Source organism: Pseudomonas sp. GW821-FHT11D10 (genome assembly GCF_058808435.1).
This window is the reverse complement of sequence record NZ_JBXARR010000012.1, coordinates 95,938-117,885: the sequence shown is the minus strand read 5'-3', so window position 1 is coordinate 117,885 and position 21,948 is coordinate 95,938. Positions and strand designations below refer to the sequence as shown.

The 21,948-nt window shown below is 61.8% G+C and carries 22 protein-coding genes and 1 tRNA gene; 6 read left to right on the top strand and 17 right to left on the bottom strand.

Features of this window, described 5'->3' with window-relative positions; translation table 11 throughout:
• Positions 1 to 75: 75 nt before the first annotated feature.
• Positions 76 to 1,461, bottom strand: a complete 1,386-nt coding sequence (locus tag AC1RT4_RS27350) for a heavy metal sensor histidine kinase (protein ID WP_493089192.1) — start codon at positions 1,459 to 1,461, stop codon at positions 76 to 78.
• Positions 1,451 to 2,131 (bottom strand): heavy metal response regulator transcription factor, encoded by a 681-nt coding sequence (locus tag AC1RT4_RS27345; RefSeq protein WP_119428570.1) that lies wholly within the window; start codon positions 2,129 to 2,131, stop codon positions 1,451 to 1,453. Before AC1RT4_RS27345 ends, AC1RT4_RS27350 begins: the two co-directional genes overlap by 11 nt.
• Before the next feature lie 136 nt (positions 2,132 to 2,267).
• Here AC1RT4_RS27345 and AC1RT4_RS27340 point away from each other — a divergent pair, with 136 nt between their 5' ends.
• On the top strand, positions 2,268 to 2,753 hold the full coding sequence (locus AC1RT4_RS27340; RefSeq protein WP_493089190.1) for a GlcG/HbpS family heme-binding protein: 486 nt from the start codon (positions 2,268 to 2,270) through the stop codon (positions 2,751 to 2,753).
• A gap of 16 nt (positions 2,754 to 2,769) precedes the next feature.
• Positions 2,770 to 3,180 carry a hydroxyisourate hydrolase gene (gene uraH, locus AC1RT4_RS27335; protein ID WP_236181392.1) on the top strand — a complete coding sequence of 137 codons (411 nt, stop codon included), beginning with the start codon at positions 2,770 to 2,772 and terminating at the stop codon, positions 3,178 to 3,180.
• An 18-nt stretch (positions 3,181 to 3,198) separates the two neighbouring features.
• Here uraH and AC1RT4_RS27330 read toward each other — a convergent pair whose 3' ends face one another.
• Complete coding sequence (locus tag AC1RT4_RS27330) at positions 3,199 to 3,882, bottom strand: Crp/Fnr family transcriptional regulator (RefSeq protein WP_493089187.1); 684 nt, start codon at positions 3,880 to 3,882, stop codon at positions 3,199 to 3,201.
• Between the two features lie 85 nt (positions 3,883 to 3,967).
• On the opposite strand from AC1RT4_RS27330, the gene AC1RT4_RS27325 reads away from it, so the two are divergent.
• Positions 3,968 to 4,492 (top strand): Mpo1 family 2-hydroxy fatty acid dioxygenase, encoded by a 525-nt coding sequence (locus tag AC1RT4_RS27325; RefSeq protein WP_085684269.1) that lies wholly within the window; start codon positions 3,968 to 3,970, stop codon positions 4,490 to 4,492.
• A gap of 53 nt (positions 4,493 to 4,545) precedes the next feature.
• On the opposite strand, the gene AC1RT4_RS27320 is transcribed toward AC1RT4_RS27325, so the two are convergent.
• From AC1RT4_RS27320 to dibA, 6 genes are all read right to left on the bottom strand, one after another.
• Positions 4,546 to 5,535: a sulfate/molybdate ABC transporter ATP-binding protein gene (locus AC1RT4_RS27320; RefSeq protein ID WP_007952816.1), complete on the bottom strand. Its 990-nt coding sequence runs from the start codon at positions 5,533 to 5,535 to the stop codon at positions 4,546 to 4,548.
• 3 nt (positions 5,536 to 5,538) lie between these two features.
• Positions 5,539 to 6,411, bottom strand: coding sequence for a sulfate ABC transporter permease subunit CysW (gene cysW, locus AC1RT4_RS27315; RefSeq protein WP_007952817.1), 873 nt, complete (start codon positions 6,409 to 6,411; stop codon positions 5,539 to 5,541).
• A gap of 13 nt (positions 6,412 to 6,424) precedes the next feature.
• A complete protein-coding gene (gene cysT / locus AC1RT4_RS27310; protein ID WP_007952818.1) occupies positions 6,425 to 7,243 on the bottom strand; it encodes a sulfate ABC transporter permease subunit CysT in 819 nt (272 codons plus the stop codon).
• A gap of 70 nt (positions 7,244 to 7,313) precedes the next feature.
• Positions 7,314 to 8,327: a sulfate ABC transporter substrate-binding protein gene (locus tag AC1RT4_RS27305; RefSeq protein WP_007952819.1), complete on the bottom strand. Its 1,014-nt coding sequence runs from the start codon at positions 8,325 to 8,327 to the stop codon at positions 7,314 to 7,316.
• Positions 8,328 to 8,459: 132 nt separating this feature from the next.
• Positions 8,460 to 8,642, bottom strand: a complete 183-nt coding sequence (gene oscA, locus AC1RT4_RS27300; RefSeq protein WP_007952821.1) for a sulfur starvation response protein OscA — start codon at positions 8,640 to 8,642, stop codon at positions 8,460 to 8,462.
• Positions 8,643 to 8,832: 190 nt separating this feature from the next.
• Complete coding sequence (dibA, locus tag AC1RT4_RS27295) at positions 8,833 to 10,752, bottom strand: phosphodiesterase DibA (RefSeq protein ID WP_262161231.1); 1,920 nt, start codon at positions 10,750 to 10,752, stop codon at positions 8,833 to 8,835.
• 146 nt (positions 10,753 to 10,898) lie between these two features.
• Here dibA and desA point away from each other — a divergent pair, with 146 nt between their 5' ends.
• The gene (gene desA / locus AC1RT4_RS27290) at positions 10,899 to 12,083 is read left to right on the top strand and encodes a delta-9 fatty acid desaturase DesA (RefSeq protein WP_493089182.1); all 1,185 of its coding nucleotides are present in this window, start codon (positions 10,899 to 10,901) and stop codon (positions 12,081 to 12,083) included.
• A gap of 144 nt (positions 12,084 to 12,227) precedes the next feature.
• Entirely contained in the window at positions 12,228 to 13,217 is a 990-nt protein-coding gene (locus AC1RT4_RS27285; RefSeq protein ID WP_493089180.1) for a GGDEF domain-containing protein, read from the top strand.
• Positions 13,218 to 13,244: 27 nt separating this feature from the next.
• On the opposite strand, the gene AC1RT4_RS27280 is transcribed toward AC1RT4_RS27285, so the two are convergent.
• The 3 genes from AC1RT4_RS27280 to gabD form a co-directional block, all read right to left on the bottom strand.
• The gene (locus AC1RT4_RS27280) at positions 13,245 to 14,456 is read right to left on the bottom strand and encodes a response regulator (protein ID WP_007957612.1); all 1,212 of its coding nucleotides are present in this window, start codon (positions 14,454 to 14,456) and stop codon (positions 13,245 to 13,247) included.
• A gap of 141 nt (positions 14,457 to 14,597) precedes the next feature.
• A complete protein-coding gene (gene gabT / locus AC1RT4_RS27275; RefSeq protein ID WP_007957613.1) occupies positions 14,598 to 15,875 on the bottom strand; it encodes a 4-aminobutyrate--2-oxoglutarate transaminase in 1,278 nt (425 codons plus the stop codon).
• Positions 15,876 to 16,061: 186 nt separating this feature from the next.
• The gene (gabD, locus tag AC1RT4_RS27270; RefSeq protein WP_493089178.1) at positions 16,062 to 17,504 is read right to left on the bottom strand and encodes an NADP-dependent succinate-semialdehyde dehydrogenase; all 1,443 of its coding nucleotides are present in this window, start codon (positions 17,502 to 17,504) and stop codon (positions 16,062 to 16,064) included.
• A 442-nt stretch (positions 17,505 to 17,946) separates the two neighbouring features.
• Between gabD and AC1RT4_RS27265 the strand changes: the two genes are divergently transcribed.
• A tRNA-Arg gene (locus AC1RT4_RS27265) sits at positions 17,947 to 18,023 on the top strand.
• A gap of 65 nt (positions 18,024 to 18,088) precedes the next feature.
• Here the strand turns inward: AC1RT4_RS27265 and AC1RT4_RS27260 are convergent.
• The 5 genes from AC1RT4_RS27260 to AC1RT4_RS27240 all read right to left on the bottom strand — a co-directional run bounded on the left by AC1RT4_RS27260 (position 18,089) and on the right by AC1RT4_RS27240 (position 21,939).
• Complete coding sequence (locus AC1RT4_RS27260; protein WP_493089176.1) at positions 18,089 to 18,355, bottom strand: hypothetical protein; 267 nt, start codon at positions 18,353 to 18,355, stop codon at positions 18,089 to 18,091.
• A 20-nt stretch (positions 18,356 to 18,375) separates the two neighbouring features.
• Positions 18,376 to 18,990, bottom strand: a complete 615-nt coding sequence (locus AC1RT4_RS27255; RefSeq protein WP_493089174.1) for a hypothetical protein — start codon at positions 18,988 to 18,990, stop codon at positions 18,376 to 18,378.
• The gene (locus tag AC1RT4_RS27250; RefSeq protein ID WP_493089301.1) at positions 18,987 to 19,568 is read right to left on the bottom strand and encodes an RNA polymerase sigma factor; all 582 of its coding nucleotides are present in this window, start codon (positions 19,566 to 19,568) and stop codon (positions 18,987 to 18,989) included. Before AC1RT4_RS27250 ends, AC1RT4_RS27255 begins: the two co-directional genes overlap by 4 nt.
• 29 nt (positions 19,569 to 19,597) lie before the next feature.
• Positions 19,598 to 21,289, bottom strand: a complete 1,692-nt coding sequence (locus AC1RT4_RS27245) for a vWA domain-containing protein (RefSeq protein WP_493089172.1) — start codon at positions 21,287 to 21,289, stop codon at positions 19,598 to 19,600.
• A gap of 89 nt (positions 21,290 to 21,378) precedes the next feature.
• The gene (locus tag AC1RT4_RS27240) at positions 21,379 to 21,939 is read right to left on the bottom strand and encodes a YbhB/YbcL family Raf kinase inhibitor-like protein (RefSeq protein ID WP_007957638.1); all 561 of its coding nucleotides are present in this window, start codon (positions 21,937 to 21,939) and stop codon (positions 21,379 to 21,381) included.
• Between the last annotated feature and the right edge of the window lie 9 nt (positions 21,940 to 21,948).

The window sequence follows — 21,948 nt, the reverse complement described above, 5'->3', positions numbered from 1 at the left end:
AGGATTGGGGGCGTACAAAAAATCCGTGTCACATCTCGACCATTGTGGGAGCGGGCTTGCCCGCGAAAGCGCCCGTCAGACCAACATAAACCCCAGTTCAAACACGGTGCCATTTGCATCACTGCTCACCCGCACCCGCCCCCCATGCAACTGCATGATCGACTGCACGATCGCCAGTCCCAGGCCGCCGGAATCTCCCGGCTCCGCGCGGGACGGGTCGACGCGGTAGAAGCGGTCGAACAGTTTGCCCAGATGCTCCTCCGCGATGACCGGGCCGAGGTTGTGGATTTGCAACCAGCACATGCCTGGCTCATCGCGACGGCACAGGCTGATGACCGAGCCGGCATCGGCGTGGCGTACGGCGTTGGCCAACAGGTTGCCCAAGGCGCGTTGCAGCAGTTGCTGATCCGCCAGCAATTCTCCGCTGAGCGTGTTTTCGAGGCGGATTTGACGGTCATCGGCCAAGGCCTCGAAGTAGTCGCACAACTCATCGCCGATTTCGTGCAGTTCCAGCGTGCGCAGATCGAGTGCTCGTTCCGCTTGCTCGGCGCGGGCGAGAAACATCAGGTTCTCGGCCATGCGCTTGAGCCGTTCGAACTCTTCCATGTTCGACGCCAGCACTTCCTGATACTCGGTGCTGCTGCGCGGGTAATTCAGTGCCTGACCGTTGCTCGCGAGCAAGGTGTGCAACGGCGTGCGGATTTCGTGGGCGAGGTCGGCGGAAAACTGTGAGAGGCGCTGGAAGCCGTCGTCCAGCCGCACCAGCATGCCGTTCAGCGCGTGCACCGGCTCCAACAATTCCGCTGGCGTGCCGGCGGTGGGAACGCGTTGGTCGAGGCTGCGCAGGTCGATGCCGCGCAGCGCTTCACTCAGCTTGCGCAGAGGCCGCAAACCTCGGCGCAACAGCACCAGGCCCAGCGTGAAAGCGAGTACGGCACCCAGGCCGACGGCCAGATACAAGCGCAGGCGATAGCTGCCGAGCATCTGTTCGCGCTCGCTCAAGACCTTGCCGGCGATCACGGTCAGCGCTTCGCCGTTCGGGCCTTGGGCCTGACCTGACAACAGGGCCAGCTCGATACCGTCCGCCGCCTGCCAGGTCAGCACATCACGGCGTTGCGGCGGTTGATCCCGGGGGATGGCCTGCACGGGCGGCAGTGCGCGTTGGCGAGGGTTGATGGTGATCACATTCGAGCCATCCGCGCGTTGCACCAGCAGCAGACTGTCGAGGTTGCCGAGCATGTTCTGGTACAGCCGTGGCCGCGCCTGCAAGGCGTCGAGGCTGTCGCTGTCGGCGAGCAATGCGCGCACCTGTTCCAGACGACCGAGCAACGCCATGTCGTCGCGCCAGGCGATTTCCGAGGCCAGCGAGCGATACAGGAACACGCCGATCGCGCTGAGTACCAGCGCACAGACGGCAGCGAACGCCAGTGCCAGGCGCCAGGCGATTGACCTAGAGCGCATCGTCGGGCGCTTCGAGTTGATAGCCGACCCCGCGCACGGTGTGGATCAGTTTGGGCATGTACGGATCATCGACTTTCGAACGCAAGCGGCGCACTGCGACTTCGACCATGTTGGTGTCGCTGTCGAAATTCAGGTTCCACACCTGCGAAGCGATCAGCGTGCGCGACAGCACTTCACCCTGTCGGCTGGCGAGCAAATGCAGGAGGGCGAATTCCTTGTTGGTCAGGGCGATGCGCTGGCCGCCACGGCTGACCCGGCGGCGCAGCACGTCGATTTCCAGGTCGGCGATGCTGTACGACTCGGCTTCGCGCATCGGCCCGCGCCGCAACAACGTGCGCACCCGCGCGAGCAATTCGGCGAAGGCGAACGGCTTGAGCAAATAGTCATCGGCCCCCAGTTCGAGGCCTCGCACGCGATCTTCGATGGCATCCTTCGCCGTCAGGAACAGCACCGGCGTGGCGCCGCGCTGGCGGATCAGCTGCAGCAGTTGCCAGCCGTTGAGGCCCGGCAGCATCACGTCGAGGATGATCAGGTCATATGCCTGCTGCTCGATGAAGTAGCGCCCGTCGAGGCCATTCAGCGCCACATCCACGGCGAAACCCGACTCGCCCAGCCCTTTGGCGAGGAAGTTCGCGGTTTTGGCTTCGTCTTCTACAACCAGCAAACGCATGGCACACCTCGATTGATCAGAGGCACAGGCTAGGCCCCTTCGGCCGCGTTGCCCATTACAAACTTGTAATCCGGCTGACGAGGTTTCGACGGGGACTGGCGGATAAGGTGGCGGCCTTCGCTTTTGGAGCCTGCCCATGACCACCGTCAAATACCTGATTGCCAGCCTGGCAATCGGCCTAAGCGGCGCCGCGTTCGCCGCGCCTGAGCTGCCCAGTCACGCCGATCTCGATCTGAAAACCGCACGGCTGCTGGCCGACGCGGCGCTGGAAAACTGCACCGCCACGGTGTCGGTGCTCGACCGAGGCGGCAACCTGCTGGTGACCTTGCGCGGCGACGGTATCGGCCCGCACAACACCGCCGCCAGCCAACGCAAGGCCTACACCGCGCTGTCGACGAAAACCCCGACCCGGCTGTTCGCCGAGCGCGCCCGAAGCAACCCGGAAACCGCCAACCTCAACACCCTCGATGAGTTGCTGTTGCTCGGCGGTGGCATCCCTTTGTTTGCCGGGAAAGAACTGGTCGGTGCCATAGGCGTGGCCGGTTCCGGCGGCGGCGAGCAGGACGAAAACTGCGCGATCAAAGCTGCCGAAATCGTCGGCCTGTCCATCAACCGTATTTGAACCCAGGAGCATCACCATGACCCCACTGCGCATGACTTTCGCCGCGCTTGGCCTGAGCGCTTTTTCGAGCCTGGCGCTGGCCGCCGGCAACCCGCTGAGCGTGCACGTGCTCAATCTGGAAAACGGCCTGCCGTCGCCGGGCATCAACGTGACGCTGGAACGCCATGTCGGCCAGGACTGGCAGTCGCTGGCGCAGGGCACCACCAATGAACAAGGGCGGATCGCCGAACTGTTCCCGGCGAACAAACCGTTCGAGGCGGGTGAATATCGGGTGGTATTCAAGACCGGCGAGTACTTCGAGAAGGCCAAACACGAGACGTTTTTCCCGGAGATTCCGGTGATCTTTAAAGTGAAGCAGACGGATCAGCACTATCACATTCCGTTGCTGCTGAGCCCGTATGGTTTCTCCACTTATCGCGGTTCGTAAGCCACTGGCAGGTGGAGATCAGAGGGTCGCCAGGGTCCGCAGTCGCGCGGCGTCGAGGATTTCGATCTCGCCATAACTCAGTCCGATAATCCCCTGCCCCTGCAACTCCTTGAGGATCTGGTTGGTGGTCTGCCGCGACAGCGACAGCATCGACGCCAGCTGTTCCTGGGGCAGTTGCAACACCCGGCGCGGTGGATCGAGTTCGCCGTAGCCCTCGGCGATCATCAGCAGGCGATGGGCCAGACGCGCCGGGGCAGGCAGCAAGCTCAGCTGTTCGAGGTTGATGAAGGTCAGGCGCAGTTTGTGGCTCATCAACAGAGCGAGATGGCGCCAGTAGACGGGCTGTTCGTCGAGCAGTTTCAGCAGCGTGGCCTGGGGAATGTTCAGCAGGGTGCAAGGCCCGACCGCGTAGGCATCGTGGGTACGTGGCTGACCATCGAACAGGCAGATTTCGCCGAACCAGTGGGGCGCCTCCACCAGGCTCAGCAACGCCTCCTTGCCCTGCTCGCTGACCGCGCCGATGCGTACCGCGCCGTCGAGCACCGCGTACAGCCCGCACGGCGCATCACCGCGCTGAAACAAGCGCTGCCCCGCCGCCAGCCGCCGCTCCCGGGCCGCCGCCAGCAGACTATCCTGAAAGGACGAAGGCAGATGACTGAACCATTGCCCGGTCAGCAGGCGCTCGCGCCAGACCTTATCCATGCGTTCTCCTAAAGATTGTCGCCTGCCTGACAGAGCGAGCCGTGAACCCGGGGCATGATTCGATCACCCTACAGGAGGAACAACAATGAAAAGCCTCGTCGATCATTTGAGTCAATACGCCGCTTACCACCGTGACCCGCGCAACATTGCCAGCCACTTTATCGGGATTCCGCTGATTGTGGTGGCGGTGGCCGTGCTGTTGTCGCGACCGGAATGGTCGGTGGGCGGATTGTGGATTTCCCCGGCGGTGATCGCCGCCCTTGCTTCGGCGTGGTTTTACCTGCGTCTGGAGCTGAAGCTCGGGGTTCTGATGACCGTGTTGATGGGGCTGTCGGTCTGGGCCGGGCATGTCCTGGCGCAGCAGAGCACCATGGTCTGGCTGAGCAGCGGTCTGGCGATGTTCGTGATCGGCTGGGTGATCCAGTTTGTCGGGCACCACTATGAAGGGCGCAAACCTGCGTTCGTCGATGACTTGAGCGGGTTGATTGTCGGGCCGCTGTTTGTGGTGGCTGAGCTGGCGTTCATGCTCGGGATGCGGCATGAGCTGAAAGAGCAGATCGAGGCGCGGGCGGGTGTGGTGCGGGTGAATCCGAATCGCGCGGCTGTCTGAATCACTGCCCGGCTCGCTCGTTCCCACGCTCTGCGTGGGAACGAGCGATGCTTTTAGAGGTTGGCGACTTTCTGCCAGACCTTCGGCTTGAAGAACAACGTCTCACCTTTCGCCAAACCGGTCAGGCTGTCGTGATCCTTCACCACTTCCGCCTCGATCAGATCCGTCTGGCCTTCAACCTTCAACGTCACCCGCGTGGTCGCGCCCAGCGGCCGGATATCGCGGACTTCAGCGGCGTGGTGATCCTCCAGTTCATGCCGCGACAGCGACACTTCGTGCGGGCGGAACAGCACGTGGTTGTCATCGCCCAGATGCAGACGGTTCGAATCGCCGAGGAAGTGATAGACGAAATCGCTGGCCGGGTTTTCGTAGACGTCACCCGGTGAGCCGATCTGCTCGATCACACCCTTGTTCATCACCACGATGCGGTCGGCCACTTCCATCGCCTCTTCCTGATCGTGGGTCACGAACACCGAGGTCAGGTTGATGTCTTCGTGCAGGCGCGCCAGCCAGCGGCGCAGCTCTTTGCGCACCTTGGCGTCGAGGGCGCCGAACGGCTCGTCGAGCAGCAGCACTTTCGGCTCTACCGCCAGGGCGCGGGCCAGGGCGATACGCTGACGCTGGCCGCCGGACAGTTGCTCCGGATAACGATCCGACAGCCAGTCCAGTTGCACCATGTTCAGCAGCTCGTGGACCTTGGTCGCGATCTGGCTTTCGGTCGGGCGCTGGTTTTTCGGTTTCATGCGCAGGCCGAACGCGACGTTGTCGAACACCGTCATGTGGCGGAACAGGGCGTAGTGCTGGAACACGAAACCGACGTTGCGATCCCGCACGTCATGGCCGGATACGTCTTCGCCGTGGAACACGATGTTGCCGTTATCCGGGGTTTCCAGACCGGCAATAATGCGCAGCAGGGTGGTCTTGCCGCAGCCGGACGGGCCGAGCAGAGCCACCAGTTCACCGCTGTGGATGTCCAGGCTGATGTTGTCCAGCGCCTTGAACGCATTGAAATTCTTGCTGACGTTACGCACTTCGATCGACATGAATTATTCCTCCGCGGCGCTGGCGCGCAGGCGGTTGATACGGTTTTCGCTCCACTGCTTGAGCAGCAGGATGAAGAGCGCCAGGATCAGCAACAGGCTCGCCACAGCGAACGCGGCCACGTGGTTGTATTCGTTGTAGAGGATCTCGACGTGCAGCGGCAAGGTGTTGGTCACCCCGCGAATGTGCCCGGAGACCACCGACACCGCACCGAACTCACCCATGGCCCGCGCGGTACACAGCACCACGCCATAGATCAGGCCCCACTTGATGTTAGGGACGGTCACGTGCCAGAACATCTGCCAGCCATTGGCGCCGAGCAGGCGCGCGGCTTCCTCTTCCTGAGTGCCTTGTTCCTGCATCAGCGGGATCAGCTCACGGGCCACGAACGGCACGGTGACGAAGATCGTCGCCAGCACGATGCCCGGCAGGGCGAAGACGATCTGGATGTCGTGATCCTGCAGCCACGGCCCGAACAGGCCCTGGGCGCCGAACATCAACACGTAGACCAGACCTGCGATCACCGGCGATACCGAGAACGGCAGGTCGATCAGCGTCACCAGCATACTCTTGCCGCGGAACGAGTATTTGCTCACGCACCACGCTGCACTGACACCGAACACCAGGTTCAACGGCACCGAAATCAGCACCGCAATCACGGTGAGTTTCAGGGCCGACAAGGCATCCGGTTCAAAGATCGCGGTGAAGAATGCGCCGAGACCGTTCTTCAATCCCTGCGACACCACGATGAACAGCGGCAGCACCAGAAACAGGAAGAAAATCAGCCAGCCGAGGCCGATCAGGATCCGCCGCGAAGTGGCACTGCCACGGCGGGCGGCGTTGGCCGAGGAAGCGGCCGCAATAGACGATTGGGACATGGTTCGCGCCTCCTTATGGGGTTTCGATGCGCCGCTGCAGCAAGTTGATCAGCAGCAACAGGACGAAGGAAACCACCAGCATCAACACGCCGATGGAGGTAGCGCCGGTGTAATCGTACTGGTCGAGCTTGACCATGATCAGCAACGGCAGGATCTCGGTTTTCATCGGCATGTTGCCGGCGATGAAAATCACCGACCCGTACTCGCCGACGCCCCGGGCAAACGCCAGGGCAAAACCGGTCAGCCAGGCCGGCAACAGCGCCGGCAGCAGGATGTGGCGAAACACCTGCAAAGGTTTCGCGCCGAGGCACGCGGCCGCTTCTTCGACTTCACGCGGGATGTCGGCCAGCACCGGCTGCACCGTGCGCACCACGAACGGCAGGGTCACGAAGGTCAGCGCCAGCGTGATCCCGAGCGGGGTGTAGGCGATCTTGAAACCGAGGTCGGCGGCGAACTGCCCGACCAGCCCGGTCGGCGTGTACAGCGCCGTCAGCGCAATACCGGCCACGGCGGTCGGCAGGGCGAACGGCAGATCGATCATCGCGTCGATCACCTTGCGCCCCGGGAACGTGTAACGCACCAGCACCCAGGCCAGCAACGTGCCGATGATGCCGTTGATGATCGCGGCGCACAGTGCGGTGCCGAAGCTCAGCTTCAATGCGGCGAGAACGCGGGGCGCGGAGATGATCGTCCAGAACTGATCCCAGGTGAGTTGGGCGGCGTGGACGAACATCGCCGCCAGCGGGATTAGCACAATCAGGCTGAGGTACACCAAGGTGTAGCCCAGCGTCAGCCCGAAGCCGGGTATGACGGGGGAGATACGACGCGACATAAAAGTCCTTGGTTTGAGAACGCGCAAAGCCCCGAACATAAATCCGGGGCTCGTTTTAGGCTATTGAAACTTACTGCGCCTGATAGATCTGGTCGAACACGCCACCGTCGTTGAAGAATTTCGGCTGTGCGGTTTTCCAGCCGCCGAAGTCCTTGTCGATGGTCACCAGTTCCAGTTTCGGGAACTGCTGGGCGTACTTGGCTGCCACGTCCTTGTCACGCGGGCGGTAGAAGTTCTTCGCCGCGATTTCCTGGCCGGCCGGGCTGTACAGGTGCTTGAGGTAGGCTTCGGCGATCTGCTCGTTGCCCTTCTTCTCGGCGTTCTTGTCGACCACGGCCACCGGTGGTTCGGCGAGGATCGACAGCGAAGGCACGACGATGTCGAACTTGTCCTTGCCGCCGTCTTCTTTCAGCGCCAGGAAGGCTTCGTTTTCCCAGGCCAGCAACACGTCACCCTGACCGTTGTTGACGAAAGTGATGGTCGAGCCACGGGCGCCGGTGTCCAGAACCGGCACGTGCTTGAACAGGGTCTGTACGTATTCCTTGGCTTTGGCTTCGTTGCCGCCGTTGGCTTTCAGGCCGTAGGCCCATGCCGCGAGGAAGTTCCAGCGCGCACCGCCGGAGGTTTTCGGGTTCGGGGTGATCACCGAGACATCGTTCTTGACCAGGTCGCCCCAGTCCTTGATGCCTTTCGGGTTGCCCTTGCGCACCAGGAACACGATGGTCGAGGTGTACGGGGTGCTGGCTTCCGGCAGACGCTTCTGCCAGTCAGCCGGCAGGGTCTTGCCGAGCTTGGCGATTTCGTCGATGTCGCCGGCCAGGGCCAGGGTCACGACGTCGGCGCGCAGACCATCGATCACCGCACGGCCCTGCTTGCCCGAACCGCCGTGGGATTGCTGGATTTTCACGGTGTCGCCGGCGTGCTCCGACTGCCAGTACTTCACGAACTCGGCGTTGTAATCCTGATACAGCTCGCGCGTCGGGTCATACGACACGTTGAGCAGTTCGTAATCCTTGGCAACCGCGGAACCGGCAAACACAGCACTGGCCAGGGCGGCCAAAGCGTAACGGCGAATCGACGACATGGTGAAAGCTCCTGGAATTCTTGGTGGTGGCTTTTTCTTATGGATTGCTGGAATCGGGTTGCTCATTCAACGACCGCAGCCTGTGGCAGCTTCTGCCAACAGCTCCCCGCAGGAGCTGCCGCAGACTACGAATCAGGCCGGTTTGTTACCCGGTTGCTGCAGACGGAATTTTTCTTTGCGTTCGATCTGGACCACCTGGGCGTTATGCACAGTGATTTCCACCGCGCCGAAACGCAGGTCGCGCAAGGCGCTCTGGATTTCGCGCAAGATGGTGCTTTCGTCCTGACCGTCAACGCTACGCAGGGATGCGCTCATGGTGCTGCTCCTTTGTATGGGATATGCCTGGCAGTGGGCGGCACTGCGTTCGGCGTGGGAGCAATATAAGAGAGCTTTGGATATTCTTAAAAAGACTATTTAAGAATGTTTATATAACTGGAAAACATTATGTGATGCAGCAAGGGTTTGCGGCGGATTTGCCCGCCGACAAACCCGCCGAAGGCTGCCCTCAACCGATCAAGGGCGCCCGGTTCCAGTCGATTTGCGCTTCCGGGACCGGCCGCCCAAACCAGTAGCCTTGCCCCAGATCACAGGCCTGGCCCAGCAGGAACGCCGCCTGTTCCGCCTGCTCGATTCCCTCGGCGTGCACCTGCATGCCCATGCTGCGGGCCAGGGCGATGATCACCCGGACGATCGCCGCATCGTCCTCGTCCCACGGCAGGCCGGCGACGAAGCCCTGATCGATCTTGAGCTTCTGCACCGGCAGACGCTTGAGTCGCAGCAACGACGAATATCCGGTGCCGAAGTCATCGATGGCCAGACGGATGCCCAGCTCGCGCAGACGGTGCATCTGTTCCAGCGCGACTTCCGGATCGTCCATCACCGCGCTTTCGGTGACCTCCAGCTCCAGATAGGCCGGATCCAGGCCGGTCTCGTGCAGCACCTGCGCAACCTGCTCGTACAACTCGCGACGGGCGAACAAACGTGACGACACGTTCACCGCGACAAACGACAGCACCACCCCGGCCTGCTGCCATTGGCACATCTGCCGGCAGGCCTGCTGCATGACCCAGGCGTCGATTTCCGAGATCAGCCCGGTGCGCTCGGCAATCGGGATGAACTCCGCCGGCGACACCAGGCCCCGCTGCGGATGCTCCCAGCGCACCAGCGCCTCGACGCCGATCAGACGACTGGTTTTCAGGTCGTGAACCGGTTGGTAGTAGACCCGCAGCTCCTGCTGCTCCAGCGCGCGGCGCAACTCGAAGGCGATTTCGACCCGCTGCTGGGCGTGGGCCGTGAGTTCTTCGGTGTACAGCGCGTAGCCGTTACGGCCACTGCTCTTGGCCTTGAACAGCGCCGCATCGGCGTTGCGCAACAGCTGTTCAGCGCTCAACGCATCGCTGGGAAACAGACTGATGCCGAGGCTGGCGTTGATGAACAGCTCATGGCCGTCGAGGCAGAACGGCTCCTTGAGCGCATCGAGAATGCGCTGAGCCAGCGCCGCCGCCTGCGCCGGCTGTGGACAACTTTCCAGCAGGACCGCGAACTCATCGCCGCCCAACCGCGCCAGGGTGATGCCCGGCCCGAACAACGCCTGCAAACGCGCGGCGACCGCCTTGAGCAAACGGTCACCGATGTTGTGGCCGAGGCTGTCGTTGATCAGTTTGAAATGGTCCAGATCGATCATCAGCAGCGCGCAACCGCGCTTGTGGGTCTGCGCCGATGCCAGCGCCTGTTCGGCACGATCGCTGAACAGCAGGCGGTTGGGCAGGTCGGTCAATGGATCGTGGTGAGCCAGGTGCTTGAGCTCGTGCTCGGAATCCTTGATCGCGCTGATATCGGAAAACACCGCGACGTAGTGGCTGAGCCGACCGTCCTCGTCGCGGATCACCCGGATCGTCTGCCACTGCGGGTAGATCTCGCCGCTTTTACGGCGGTTCCAGATCTCGCCGCTCCACTCGTCCTTCGCCTGCAAGGTGGCGAACATCGCCTGATAGAACCCCGGCGGATGGTGCCCGGATTTGAACAGACTGGGCTGCTGGCCAATCACTTCTTCGCGCTGATAACCGGTGATTTCCATGAAGGCGCGATTGACGTGCACGATCAGCCCCTGTCGGTCCGTGACCAGCACGCCTTCGCGGGTGCAATCGAATACCGCAGCAGCCTGACGCAGTCGTTCGCGATCCGCCTGGCGCTCACGCAATCGGGCACCGATCCCCAGGCATTCGAACAGCCGCGCCCGGGCCAGGAAGATCAACCCGGCGCTGAGCGCTACGAACACGTAGCCGTTGATCAGTTGCCAGCGCAGCAGTTCGTCAGAGTTATCGAAGAAACTGTTCAATAAATAGCCAGTGCCTTGCAGCCAGACAACGGCAAGGACCAGGTAAAGCAGCGCTGCACGCAAAGCATCGCGGTATGTGGCAGACATTCGGCCGTCCATGTCCCTACAAAAATGTCGGGATTATAGGTCAAGAAACATCCAGCCATCTCTTATCTGAAAGGGCGACTGGTTTTATCTGTGTGCTTGGTGATAATGCAACGGCTGTTTTTTCTTTATCGAGGGCCCTATAGCCTATGTGGTACGAAGGTTTTCTTGGCTTGTCGGCCTGGTCACTGGTCGCCGTCACCCTGGTGATGACCCACGTGACGATCGTTGCCGTCACGGTCTACTTGCACCGCTACTCGGCCCATCGCTCCCTGGAGCTGAATGCCGGCCTGAAGCATTTCTTCCGTTTCTGGCTGTGGCTGACCACGGCGCAGAACACCCGCGAGTGGACCGCCATCCACCGCAAGCACCACGCCAAATGCGAAACCGAAGATGACCCGCACAGTCCGGTCGTCAAGGGTCTGTCCACCGTCCTGCGCAAAGGTGCCGAGCTGTACCGCGAAGAAGCGCAGAACCCGGAAACCCTGCGCATCTACGGCAAGAACTGCCCCGAAGACTGGATCGAGCGCAACCTCTACAGCCGCTACCGGCTGCTGGGCGTGGCGATCATGGCCGTCGTCGACCTGCTGCTGTTCGGCACCATCGGCATCACCATCTGGGCGATCCAGATGATGTGGATTCCGGTCTGGGCGGCCGGTGTGGTCAACGGTCTCGGCCATGCCGTCGGCTACCGCAACTTCGAATGCCGCGACGCGGCGACCAATCTGGTGCCCTGGGGCATCCTGATCGGCGGCGAAGAACTGCACAACAACCATCACACCTACCCCAACTCGGCCAAGCTGTCGGTCAAGAAGTGGGAGTTCGACCTCGGCTGGGCCTGGATCCAGGTCTTCAGCTTCCTGCGTCTGGCCAAGGTTCAGCGTGTTGCCCCGATCGCCCACCGCGTCGAAGGCAAGGGCAACCTGGACATGGACACCGCCATGGCGATCCTCAACAACCGCTTCCAGATCATGGCCCAGTACCGCAAGCTGGTGATCGGCCCGTTGGTGAAGCAGGAACTGGCCAAGGTCGATCATTCGGTACGTCACCAGTTCCACCGGGCCAAACGCCTGCTGTCGCGGGAAACCAGCCTGCTGGAAGATCGCCACCACGCGCGCATCCAGAGCATGCTCGAGCACAGCCAGGCGCTGAAGGTAATCTACGAGAAACGCCTGGCCCTGCAGCAGATCTGGGTCAAGACCAGCGCAAATGGCCACGACATGCTCGCCGCCATCAAGGAATGGGTACACGAGGCCGAGGCCAGTGGCATTCAGTCCCTGCGTGAATTCGCCGACCAGTTGAAAACCTACTCGCTGCGCCCTGCCGCCGTCTGATGCCGTTGATCGGTGCGCCCCATTCCAGGGCGCACCCTTCGGAACTTCACCCCCGATCCCCTATCTCAAAGACACTTCGCCACCCCGGCGGGCTTTCCCGTGGCCGTTGTCGATTAACCGGCACGCCCTTTGAGATTCGTGTCGATGGTCAACAACAATCAAAAAGACTCATCCCCTCCCCAGTGGCCCGAGGCCGCGCAAACCCTGATGGCATTGATGCACGCCCAGGGCGAAGTCGCCCGGCTGAGCGAACGCGAGCAACTGTTCAGCTCGCTGCTGGTCAGCGTCAACGCCGTGCTTTGGGCCTTCAACTGGGAAACCCGCCAGGTGCTGTACGTCAGCCCCGCCTACGAGCGAATTTTCGGCCGCTCCGCCGCCCTGCTGTTGGCCGACTACAACCAGTGGCGCGACAGCATCTACCCGGACGATCTGGAATACGCCGAGCGCAGCCTCGCCGAAGTGCTGCACAAAGGCGCCGTGGAAGACCGCGAATACCGGATCATCGACGCCGACGGCCAGGTGCGCTGGATCAGCGACAAGTGCTTCATCAACCGTCAGGACGAACCGGGGCAACCGGTGATCATCGTCGGCATCGCCGAAGACATCACTGACAAGAAGCAAATGGAAACCGAGCTGCAACGCCTGGCCACCACCGACGTGCTGACCCAGAGCAGCAATCGCCGGCACTTCTTCGAGTGCGCCCACCGCGAATTCGAAGACGCCCGCCTGCAGGGTGCGCCACTGGCGTTCCTGCTGCTGGACATCGATGACTTCAAAGTGATCAACGACACCTACGGCCACCCGGAAGGCGACAACGTGCTGCAACGAATTGCCGAATGCGGTCGTGCTTCGTTGCGCCGGGGAGACCTGTTCGGGCGGATTGGTGGTGAGGAATTTGCTGCGGTTTTTCCGGGTTGTGCGCCGGACATGGCGATGCAGGTGGCCGAACGGCTGCAACGGGAAATCCAGCGGCTGAGCTTCAATCACGCCGATCAGACGTTCGGCATTACCGTCAGCCAGGGCCTGACCAGCCTCACCTCGGAAGACGAAAGCCTCGACACCCTGTTCGCCCGCGCGGACGCAGCGATGTACGAGGCCAAACGGCAGGGCAAGAACCGGATCATTTCCGCCTGATTCCAGACCGGATGCGCAATCAAGCCGCTATTTGCGCATCCGCATCAGCTCCGGCAATCCGATCTTGAGCAACCGCGCCGTACGGCTCTTCGCCAGTTCCTCAACGCCTTCATGCTCGGTCAGCCGGGCCATCTGCGCCGCCATGTTCATCACCAGCGCCTCGCGGGAGTACACCCCGCCACCGAGCTGGTAGACCGAGGCAATCAGCTCGCGCAGCTCCAGCGGCAGGCGCCAGCGGGTGCGTAGCGCCGAGCCGTACGCCGCACCGAATTCCGCCAGCGCATCGCCGACTTCCTCCAGTTCATCCAGCTCGCCGCCGGCCTGCTTCCACTCTTGCAGACAACGCAGCAATGCAAGATCACCGAGGCGATGGAGCATCCCGGCGCAGTAGCAGCGCTCCTGATCCAGATCGAGCAGCCGCGCCAAGGTGCGGGCGTACTCGGCGGTGTGCAGCGACAGGCCCCAATAACGCTCGGCGTAATCCGCCAGGCATGGGTCGCTGAGTCGGGCGCTGCGTTTGAGTGCAAGGCCAAGAATCAGGTTCATGCTCTGCCCGGTGCCCAAGCGATGCAGCGCCTGCGCCAGGGTCTGCACTGGCGCGCCATGATGCTGAGCGGCGCTGTTCGACGCTGCGATCAACACGGCGGTGATCTGCGGATCGGTGCGGATTTCCTCTTCCAGCAGCTTCAGATCCAGCCCGTTGGGGTTGAGACTGCGTTTGACCGCCACTTGCACGTCGGTCATCAGCGGTGCGCCGTCGGCCTGCTCGCGGCGGCGTTCGAGAAACACCGAAAGGGTCATGCCCGGCGCCAGCGCCGGTACTTCACAGAACACTTCTTCGCCGGCGTTCAGCAGCAGACCCTGCAAACGCTCGGTCAGGCTTTCCATGTTCAGGGGTTTGGCCAGATAGGCGGTGGGCGCCAGCGGCAAGGCTTCGCGCACGCTGGCGCTGTCATTGCGGCTGCTCATCAGAATGAACGGCAGCGGCGGATTGCGTTTGCGCTGGCGGACACTGCGCAACACGCTCAAGCCATCGACGCCGGGCAACTCCCAGTCGACGATCGCCAGGTCATAGGGGACTTCGCTGAGCAGCGTCATTGCCTCCTGGCCATCGGCGCACAGGTCCAGCCGCGCGTCGCAGCGCACATTCAGCAACACTTGTTTGAGCAGGTCACGCGACCAGGGATCGGCCTCGGCAATCAGCACTCGGGGTACAGCGGGTAATTCGACGGCAGTCATGCTCGCCCTCCCTTGCAATGCTTGAACCTTAGCCAATGCTGGCGTTTCGGTACAACCTGAAAACCGCGCAAGTGTTTCTCCAGGCATGAAAAAACCCGCCGAAGCGGGTTTTTTGTCGATCCGATCACACGGTGCTACGGATTACAGCTCCGAGAAGCACTCTTCGATGATCGCCAGGCCTTTGTCCAGTTGCTCGTCCGGCGAGGTCAGCGGTACCAGGACGCGCAGAACGTTGCCGTAGGTGCCGCAGGACAGCAGGATCAGGCCCTTGTCACGCGCCTTGGCCACGACAGCCGCGACGGCGGTCGGGTTTGGCTTGTGGCTGTCGCCGTTTTCGAACAGCTCGACCGCGATCATTGCGCCCAGGGCACGGACTTCGCCGATCACCGGGTACTTGGCCTGGATGGCTTTCAGGCCGGTGACCAGACGCTCGCCGACAGCCTTGCAGCGGTCCAGCAGTTTTTCTTCCTCGAACACTTCCATCACTGCCAGGGCCGCGGCGCAAGCGATCGGGCTACCGGCGTAGGTGCCGCCCAGGCCGCCAGGAGCGATGGCGTCCATGTATTCGGCCTTGCCGCACACACCGGCCAGCGGGAAGCCGCCAGCGATGGATTTGGCGAAAGTGGTCAGGTCGGCAGCGACGCCCATCTGTTCCATGGCGAAGAAGGTGCCGGTACGGCCAGCGCCAGTCTGCACTTCGTCAGCGATCAGCAGGATGCCGTGCTGGTCGCACAGGGCACGCAGACGCTTCATGAATTCTTTCGGCGCGACGTAGAAACCACCTTCACCCTGCACAGGCTCGATGATGATCGCGGCGATGTCTTTCGGCTCGGCGTCGTTCTTGAAGATGCGTTCGATGGAAGCGATCGAGTCGTCGATGCTCACGCCGTGCAGTTCGTTCGGGTACAGCGCGCGGAAGATGCCGCCTGGCATCAGGCCCATGCCGGCCGAGTAAGGCACGACTTTACCGGTCAGGCCCAGGGTCATCATGGTGCGACCGTGGTAAGCGCCGGTGAAGGCGATCACGCCAGCGCGGCCAGTGGCAGCACGAGCAATTTTCACGGCGTTTTCAACGGCTTCGGAACCGGTGGTCACCAGCAGGGTTTTCTTGGCGAAGTCGCCCGGTACGCGAGCGTTGATTTTCTCGCACAGCTCGACGTACGGCTCGTAGGCCAGAACCTGGAAGCAGGTGTGGGTCAGCTTGTTCAGCTGCTCGGTCACGGCGGCGATGATTTTCGGGTGCACGTGGCCGGTGTTCAGTACGGCGATACCGCCGGCGAAGTCGATGAATTCACGACCTTCAACGTCGGTCACGGTCGCGTTCTTCGCGGACTCGGCGAAGATCGGGTGAATCTGGCCAACACCACGTGGAACAGCTGCGGTACGACGGGCCATCAGTTCAGCGTTAGTCTTGCTCATTACAGTCCTCATTCGCCGCTCATCGGGCGGCGCGGTTCAAGGATAAAGCGGGAGGAATCGGCGGTGGCAGCATGCGATGATCGACTGCCACGGCGTTCCCGGCCGCAGAGAAAATTCCGGTTTGAAACGACGCAAAGGGACAGCGCTCTCGTGCCCTTTGCGTTTACAGCGATCTTCTACCGAGGCTTAGATGCCCAGGCAGAGGTATTTGATTTCCAGGTAATCTTCGATGCCGTACTTGGAGCCTTCGCGGCCCAGGCCCGAGGCCTTGATACCGCCGAACGGTGCGACTTCGTTGGAGATCAGCCCGGTGTTGACGCCGACCATGCCGTATTCCAGGGCTTCCGCCACACGGAACACACGGCCCAGGTCGCGAGCATAGAAGTACGAGGCCAGACCGAACTCGGTGTCGTTCGACATCGCGATCACGTCGGCTTCGTCTTTGAAGCGGAACAGCGGCGCCAGCGGACCGAAGGTTTCTTCCTTGGCCACGGCAGCGTCTTTCGGCACGTTGGTCAGGATGGTCGGCTCGAAGAAGTTGCCTTCCATCGGCTTGCCACCAGCCAGAATGGTCGCGCCTTTACCCACGGCGTCAGCGATATGCTCTTGCACCTTGGCCACGGCTTTCTCGTCGATCAGCGGGCCAGTGGTGGTGCCTTCTTCCAGACCGTTGCCGATCTTCAGCTTGGCGACCGCCACTTTCAGCTTCTCGGCGAACGCGTCGTAGACCGAATCCTGAATGTACAGACGGTTGGCGCAGACGCAGGTCTGGCCGTTGTTGCGGTACTTGGAAATGATCGCGCCTTCGACGGCCTTATCCAGGTCCGCGTCGTCGAACACGATGAACGGCGCGTTGCCGCCCAGTTCCAGGGAGACTTTCTTGATGTCTTTGGCGCATTCCGACATCAGCTGACGACCGATTTCGGTCGAACCGGTGAAGGACAGTTTGCGCACGATCGGGTTGCTGGTCAGCTCGCTGCCGATGTCGCCGGCGCTGCCGGACACCACGCTGAACACACCTTTAGGAATGCCGGCGCGCTGGGCTAGTTCAGCCAGAGCGAATGCGGAGAACGGAGTTTGCGAAGCAGGCTTGAGCACCATGGTGCAACCGGCAGCCAGGGCCGGACCCGCTTTACGGGTGATCATCGCCGCCGGGAAGTTCCACGGGGTGATGGCAGCGGTAACGCCGATCGGTTGTTTGATCACAATCAGGCGCTTGTCCGGCTGGTGGCCCGGAATCACGTCGCCGTAAATGCGTTTGGCTTCTTCGGCGAACCACTCGATGAACGAAGCGGCGTAAACGATTTCGCCCTTGGCTTCGGCCAGTGGCTTGCCTTGCTCGAGGGTCATCAGGCGAGCGAGGTCGTCCTGGTTCTCGATCATCAGTTCGAACCAGCGACGCAGTTTGCCTGCACGCTCCTTGGCGGTCAGTGCACGCCAGGCCGGCAGCGCCTTGTCGGCGGCTTCGATGGCGCGGCGGGTTTCGGCAGCGCCCATCTTCGGCACGGTGCCCAGAATCTCGCCGGTGGCCGGGTTGTTGACCTTGATCGTCTGACCGTTGTCCGCGTCGACCCATGCGCCATCGATGAAGGCTTGCTGGCGGAACAACTGGGTGTCTTTAAGCTGCATGTCGGCTTTCCTTAACAGCACCGCGCAAGGCGCGGAGCAAAATTATGATTGTAGAAAGGCGCCTCGCAAGGCTGCCGTCAGGGAAATCATTTACCGGGCTGGCACATAAATAGCGCACGACTCAAAACGCGTGCGGCTCAGCACCTGGATAAGGAGCGTTTGAAATCTCAAACGAATCCTAGGTTCAAAGGGGTTGAAGGACAATAGGGCGTTCGAAAAAAAGAACAAAAACGCCGCTTTTGCCGGATTTTTCAGATCAACGTGCAGCTACCCCTCGCCGCAGCACAACCATAGATCAGCTCCGCCAAAGCGCCAAGCGAGCCTTTTGCAGAACGTTACAGCTTTACGGAATGCAGCGTTTCGACCGACACGCGCACTGACAAATAAGCGCCAAAACCCGGCATGGACGCCCCGAGCCGACCTAGGTATGATGTCGCCCGCTGCACCAGTAGCTCAGCTGGATAGAGTACTGCCCTCCGAAGGCAGGGGTCGTGGGTTCGAATCCCGCCTGGTGCGCCATGAACAAAACGAAAAAGCCCCGGACTGCAAGGTCCGGGGCTTTTTTGTGTCTGCTGGCTGGCGACTCACTCCGTCGTCCAGTCAAACTCGTCGTATTCATCGTCTTCTTCGTCCTCGATCAACTCATCATCGAGAACGTCTTCCTCCAGATCCTCTTCGGCCTGTTTGGCCAGAAGAAACTCCTTGCGACTCTCCGTCACTGCCCGCCGCAGTTCCTCACCCTTCACCGGGCAGTTGAGCATTTGGGCGATGCGGTCGATTTTTTGGGCCACGGCATCCTCCAGCGCATCGGCAATGACCCGATAGTGCGCGTTTTTGCGGGTCAATGCCAAATGGCGGATGGCTGATACGGTCAGTTCTTGCGGATTTTTTCCAGTCGCAGGTCGAGATTCACGTTCGGGTAGCGCTTGTGCAGGTTGTTGAACAGGCTGTCGGCCGCTTGCGACTGGCCGGACTCGCGCAGGCGCAGGACTTCGCGCAGTTGCTCGTCGAGACCGTTGACCGGGGCGGCGGCGCGCTTGCTGACCTTGGCTTCGTCTGCCGTGTCGGCGCTGATCGATTCGCTCTGCATCGGTGCAGCCATTTCCGCCATTGGCGCGGGAGCCATTGCTGGAGCTGGCGCAGAAAGCGCCCCGGCGGGGGCCGACAACGATCGGGCCTCCTGACGGACCACGGGCGCAGCCGGTTTGGCAGCAGGGGCGAAGTCAAATTGAGCCACGGGCTCCGGCGCGCGTTGCACCAACGACAGCATCAACGCGATGCCGACCAGACTGGCAAAAGCCACCTGGTAGCGCGGTTGCTGGCAGGCCTTGAGCCAGCGTTGCCACGGACTTTGCCGCGGTGCCGGGGTTTCACGGCGGGCGGCGTTGAGGATCAGCGCGTCGAGATGCGCCGGCGGTTCGGCGTTGTGCTGTTCGCGCACGTGCTTGAGCAGTTGCTCTTCGGGTGTCGGGCGGGCGTCCGTCATGTCAGTACCTCCTCGGCCAGCAGCCGACGCAGTTTTTGCTGGGCGTAGCGCAAGCGGCTCTTGACGGTTTCCAGCGGTGTTTCGGTGAGGCTGGCGATCTGCGCCAGGTCGAGGTCGCCGTGGGCGCGCAGCAGGAACACTTCGCGCTGGTCGGCGGGCAAGGATTGCAGGGCGCTTTCCAGGCGCTCGCTGTCGCGGCTGAGGTTGAGCAATTGTTCGGGATCGGACGCGTCGTCGCTGACGGCGTGGGTTTGCTCGTCGTAACTGTCATGCAGGGGTTGCCGGGCGCCCTGTTTGCGCCAGTGATCGATCAGGCGATTGCGGGCAATCTGGAACAACCATGTACGAAAGGTCGCCCGGCCCTGTGGCTGACTGGCACTTCGGATCAGGCTCAGCCAGGTCTCCTGGAAAACCTCATCGGCCAGTTCAGGTTTGCCGCTCAAACCGAGCAGAAACCGGTAAAGACTCTGGCGATGACGGGCGTACAGGATCTCGAACGCCTTGCCGTCACCCTCGCGATAACGGGCCAGCAGCGATTCGTCGCTGCTGGTCTCAAGGCTGTCGGCGGAAGCAAACAGCTGTGTGATGAAGCCTTTGAGACGGCTCACTATTCAATCCGTCGCTCAGTGGAAAGAGCATTGGAGGCGGTGGACGTACGCAGGCTCTGCGCCAGTTCCACCAGTTGCACGAACTCGTTGCGCAGGCCGAAACGGTCATCGCCACGGGCACCTCGGGCCAGGGCTTCGGTGTCCTTGAGGCTGAAATCGCCGGTGTAGCGACCGTCCTTGAGTTGCTGGGAAAACGCGGCGACGGCGGCAGCAAAGCGCAGGTCTTCACTGGCCGGCGCCACCTGACTGGCAATCGGCCGCTCGATCAGCAGACTTTTCCCACCCTCAGGCTTTTGATATCGCACGCGCAGCATTGCCAATTCTCCTTTCTTCTCGGAAACAACCGCGTCGGTTTTTCCATAGCGCAGCGGTTCCAGCCAGCCCTTCTCGCCTGTCGGAACAATTTCATACAGCGCCGTCACCGTATGGCCTGCACCGATTTCACCGGCATCAACCTTGTCATTGCTGAAATCCTCACGCTTCAGTGCGCGGTTTTCATAGCCGAGCAGACGGTATTCGCTGACCTGCGCCGGGTTGAACTCGACCTGCAACTTGACGTTTTTCGCCACCACGGCGAGGGTCGAACCGAGTTGATCCACCAGCACCTTGCGCGCTTCGCGCAGGTTGTCGATGTAGGCGTAGTTGCCGTCACCGGCATCGGCCAGTTGTTCCATCAGGTGTTCATTGTAGTTATCCACACCGAAACCCAGGGTGGTCAGGGAAATCCCGGTCTTGCGTTTATCCACAGCCATTTGTTTCAGGCTGTCGAAGTCGCTGATGCCGACATTGAAGTCACCGTCGGTGGCCAACAGGATGCGGTTGATGCCTTTGGGGATGAACGCCTGCTGCGCCATCTGATAAGCCAGCTCGATGCCTGAAGCGCCGGCGGTCGAGCCACCGGCGGTCAACTGCTCGATGGCTGTGCGAATTTTCGCCTTTTCCCGTCCGGAAGTCGGCTCCAGTACCACTCTGGATTCGCCGGCATACACCACCAGCGACACCCGATCCTGTTCGCGCAATTGATCGACCAGCAATTTCAGGGTGCTTTTGACCAGTGGCAAGCCTTCGCGGCGATCCATCGAGCCGGACACATCCACCAGAAACACCAGGTTCGCCGGGGCCAGCTCCGCTACCGCACGGTCGGAGGCCTTGATGCCGATGCGCAGCAAGCGGGTATGCGGGTTCCATGGTGTAGCGGCCAGTTCGGTAGTCACGCCGAAGGGCGAGCCATCACTCGGCAACGCGTAGTCGTAAGGAAAGTAATTGACCATCTCCTCCAGCCGCACCGCGCCTTCCGGCGGCAGTCGACCCTGATTGAGCAGGCGCCGCACATTGGCGTAGGCGCCGGTGTCGACGTCGACGCTAAAGGTCGAGACCGGGGTATCGGCGACGCTGTGGATCGGGTTGTCGGCCAGCTTGGCGTACTGCTCGCGCTGTTCGTCGCGATAGCCTTGTGGATAACTTTCACTGGCCGGCATCGGTGCAAAACTGGCGATCGGCGCAGCCAATGCACTGCGCTTGGCCATCGCGCTATCGGCCATGACCGCTTCGGGTTGCACGGAAGATTTCAGTTCGGTCTGCGCCGGAGGCGGCACGACGGTGGTTTCCGGGCTGGAGGAAACACCGCAACCGGCAACCACCAGCAACACACTGGCAGCAAGGGGGCGCAGAAGCGTGGAAGGAAGGGACATGGGGGCTGACCTCGGGGAAGAATTGATCCATTCATCCCCTGAGACGGGCAGCCCTTTCAGTTCGGGTTAAACCTCGCCAAAAAAATTTTTCAGCGGTGATAACGCCGCACCGCACTGCTGTTGCGCAGCACGTGACCTTTGATTTTTTCCATCAGCTGGGCGCGGGTCAGGCCGGCAGGCAAGGCGTCCGGGGCCAGATCCAGGGCGTAGATCTGAATGATGTAGTGGTGCGCGCTGTCGCCAACCGGCGGGCACGGGCCGATGTAGCTGGTGGTGCCTTTGCTGTTGGTGCCACCGACGCCTTCAAGGGCCGATTTGGCGCCGACGCCAGCGGGAATCTGCCGGGTCGTGGCCTTGATGCCGTAGTGAACCCAGTGATCGACGCCCGCGCCTTTCTGGCCGTCCGGATCGTGCATGACGATGGCGTAGCTCAGGGTGCCGCTCGGGCCGGCATTCCAGCTCAGGGCCGGCGACTGGTTCTTGCCGCCGCAGCCGGCCGCATCGCTGGCCGCCGCCGAGGTGAACAGACGGTTATCCGACACACCGGGAATGCTGAGGGTGAAACGCTCCTGGGCCTGCGCCGGAAACTGCACGCAAAGGGCGACGGCAACGGCCGCCAGCCAAGGGTTGAGAGAGGTCAATCGGGTCATTCCGGGAGC

Coding starts and splice junctions, on each gene's coding strand:
- AC1RT4_RS27350 (WP_493089192.1), bottom strand. CDS start 1,461: ATGCGCTCTAGGTCAATCGCCTGGCGCCTGGCACTGGCGTTCGCTGCC.
- AC1RT4_RS27345 (WP_119428570.1), bottom strand. CDS start 2,131: ATGCGTTTGCTGGTTGTAGAAGACGAAGCCAAAACCGCGAACTTCCTC.
- AC1RT4_RS27340 (WP_493089190.1), top strand. CDS start 2,268: ATGACCACCGTCAAATACCTGATTGCCAGCCTGGCAATCGGCCTAAGC.
- uraH (WP_236181392.1), top strand. CDS start 2,770: ATGACCCCACTGCGCATGACTTTCGCCGCGCTTGGCCTGAGCGCTTTT.
- AC1RT4_RS27330 (WP_493089187.1), bottom strand. CDS start 3,882: ATGGATAAGGTCTGGCGCGAGCGCCTGCTGACCGGGCAATGGTTCAGT.
- AC1RT4_RS27325 (WP_085684269.1), top strand. CDS start 3,968: ATGAAAAGCCTCGTCGATCATTTGAGTCAATACGCCGCTTACCACCGT.
- AC1RT4_RS27320 (WP_007952816.1), bottom strand. CDS start 5,535: ATGTCGATCGAAGTGCGTAACGTCAGCAAGAATTTCAATGCGTTCAAG.
- cysW (WP_007952817.1), bottom strand. CDS start 6,411: ATGTCCCAATCGTCTATTGCGGCCGCTTCCTCGGCCAACGCCGCCCGC.
- cysT (WP_007952818.1), bottom strand. CDS start 7,243: ATGTCGCGTCGTATCTCCCCCGTCATACCCGGCTTCGGGCTGACGCTG.
- AC1RT4_RS27305 (WP_007952819.1), bottom strand. CDS start 8,327: ATGTCGTCGATTCGCCGTTACGCTTTGGCCGCCCTGGCCAGTGCTGTG.
- oscA (WP_007952821.1), bottom strand. CDS start 8,642: ATGAGCGCATCCCTGCGTAGCGTTGACGGTCAGGACGAAAGCACCATC.
- dibA (WP_262161231.1), bottom strand. CDS start 10,752: ATGTCTGCCACATACCGCGATGCTTTGCGTGCAGCGCTGCTTTACCTG.
- desA (WP_493089182.1), top strand. CDS start 10,899: ATGTGGTACGAAGGTTTTCTTGGCTTGTCGGCCTGGTCACTGGTCGCC.
- AC1RT4_RS27285 (WP_493089180.1), top strand. CDS start 12,228: ATGGTCAACAACAATCAAAAAGACTCATCCCCTCCCCAGTGGCCCGAG.
- AC1RT4_RS27280 (WP_007957612.1), bottom strand. CDS start 14,456: ATGACTGCCGTCGAATTACCCGCTGTACCCCGAGTGCTGATTGCCGAG.
- gabT (WP_007957613.1), bottom strand. CDS start 15,875: ATGAGCAAGACTAACGCTGAACTGATGGCCCGTCGTACCGCAGCTGTT.
- gabD (WP_493089178.1), bottom strand. CDS start 17,504: ATGCAGCTTAAAGACACCCAGTTGTTCCGCCAGCAAGCCTTCATCGAT.
- AC1RT4_RS27255 (WP_493089174.1), bottom strand. CDS start 18,990: ATGACGGACGCCCGCCCGACACCCGAAGAGCAACTGCTCAAGCACGTG.
- AC1RT4_RS27245 (WP_493089172.1), bottom strand. CDS start 21,289: ATGTCCCTTCCTTCCACGCTTCTGCGCCCCCTTGCTGCCAGTGTGTTG.
- AC1RT4_RS27240 (WP_007957638.1), bottom strand. CDS start 21,939: ATGACCCGATTGACCTCTCTCAACCCTTGGCTGGCGGCCGTTGCCGTC.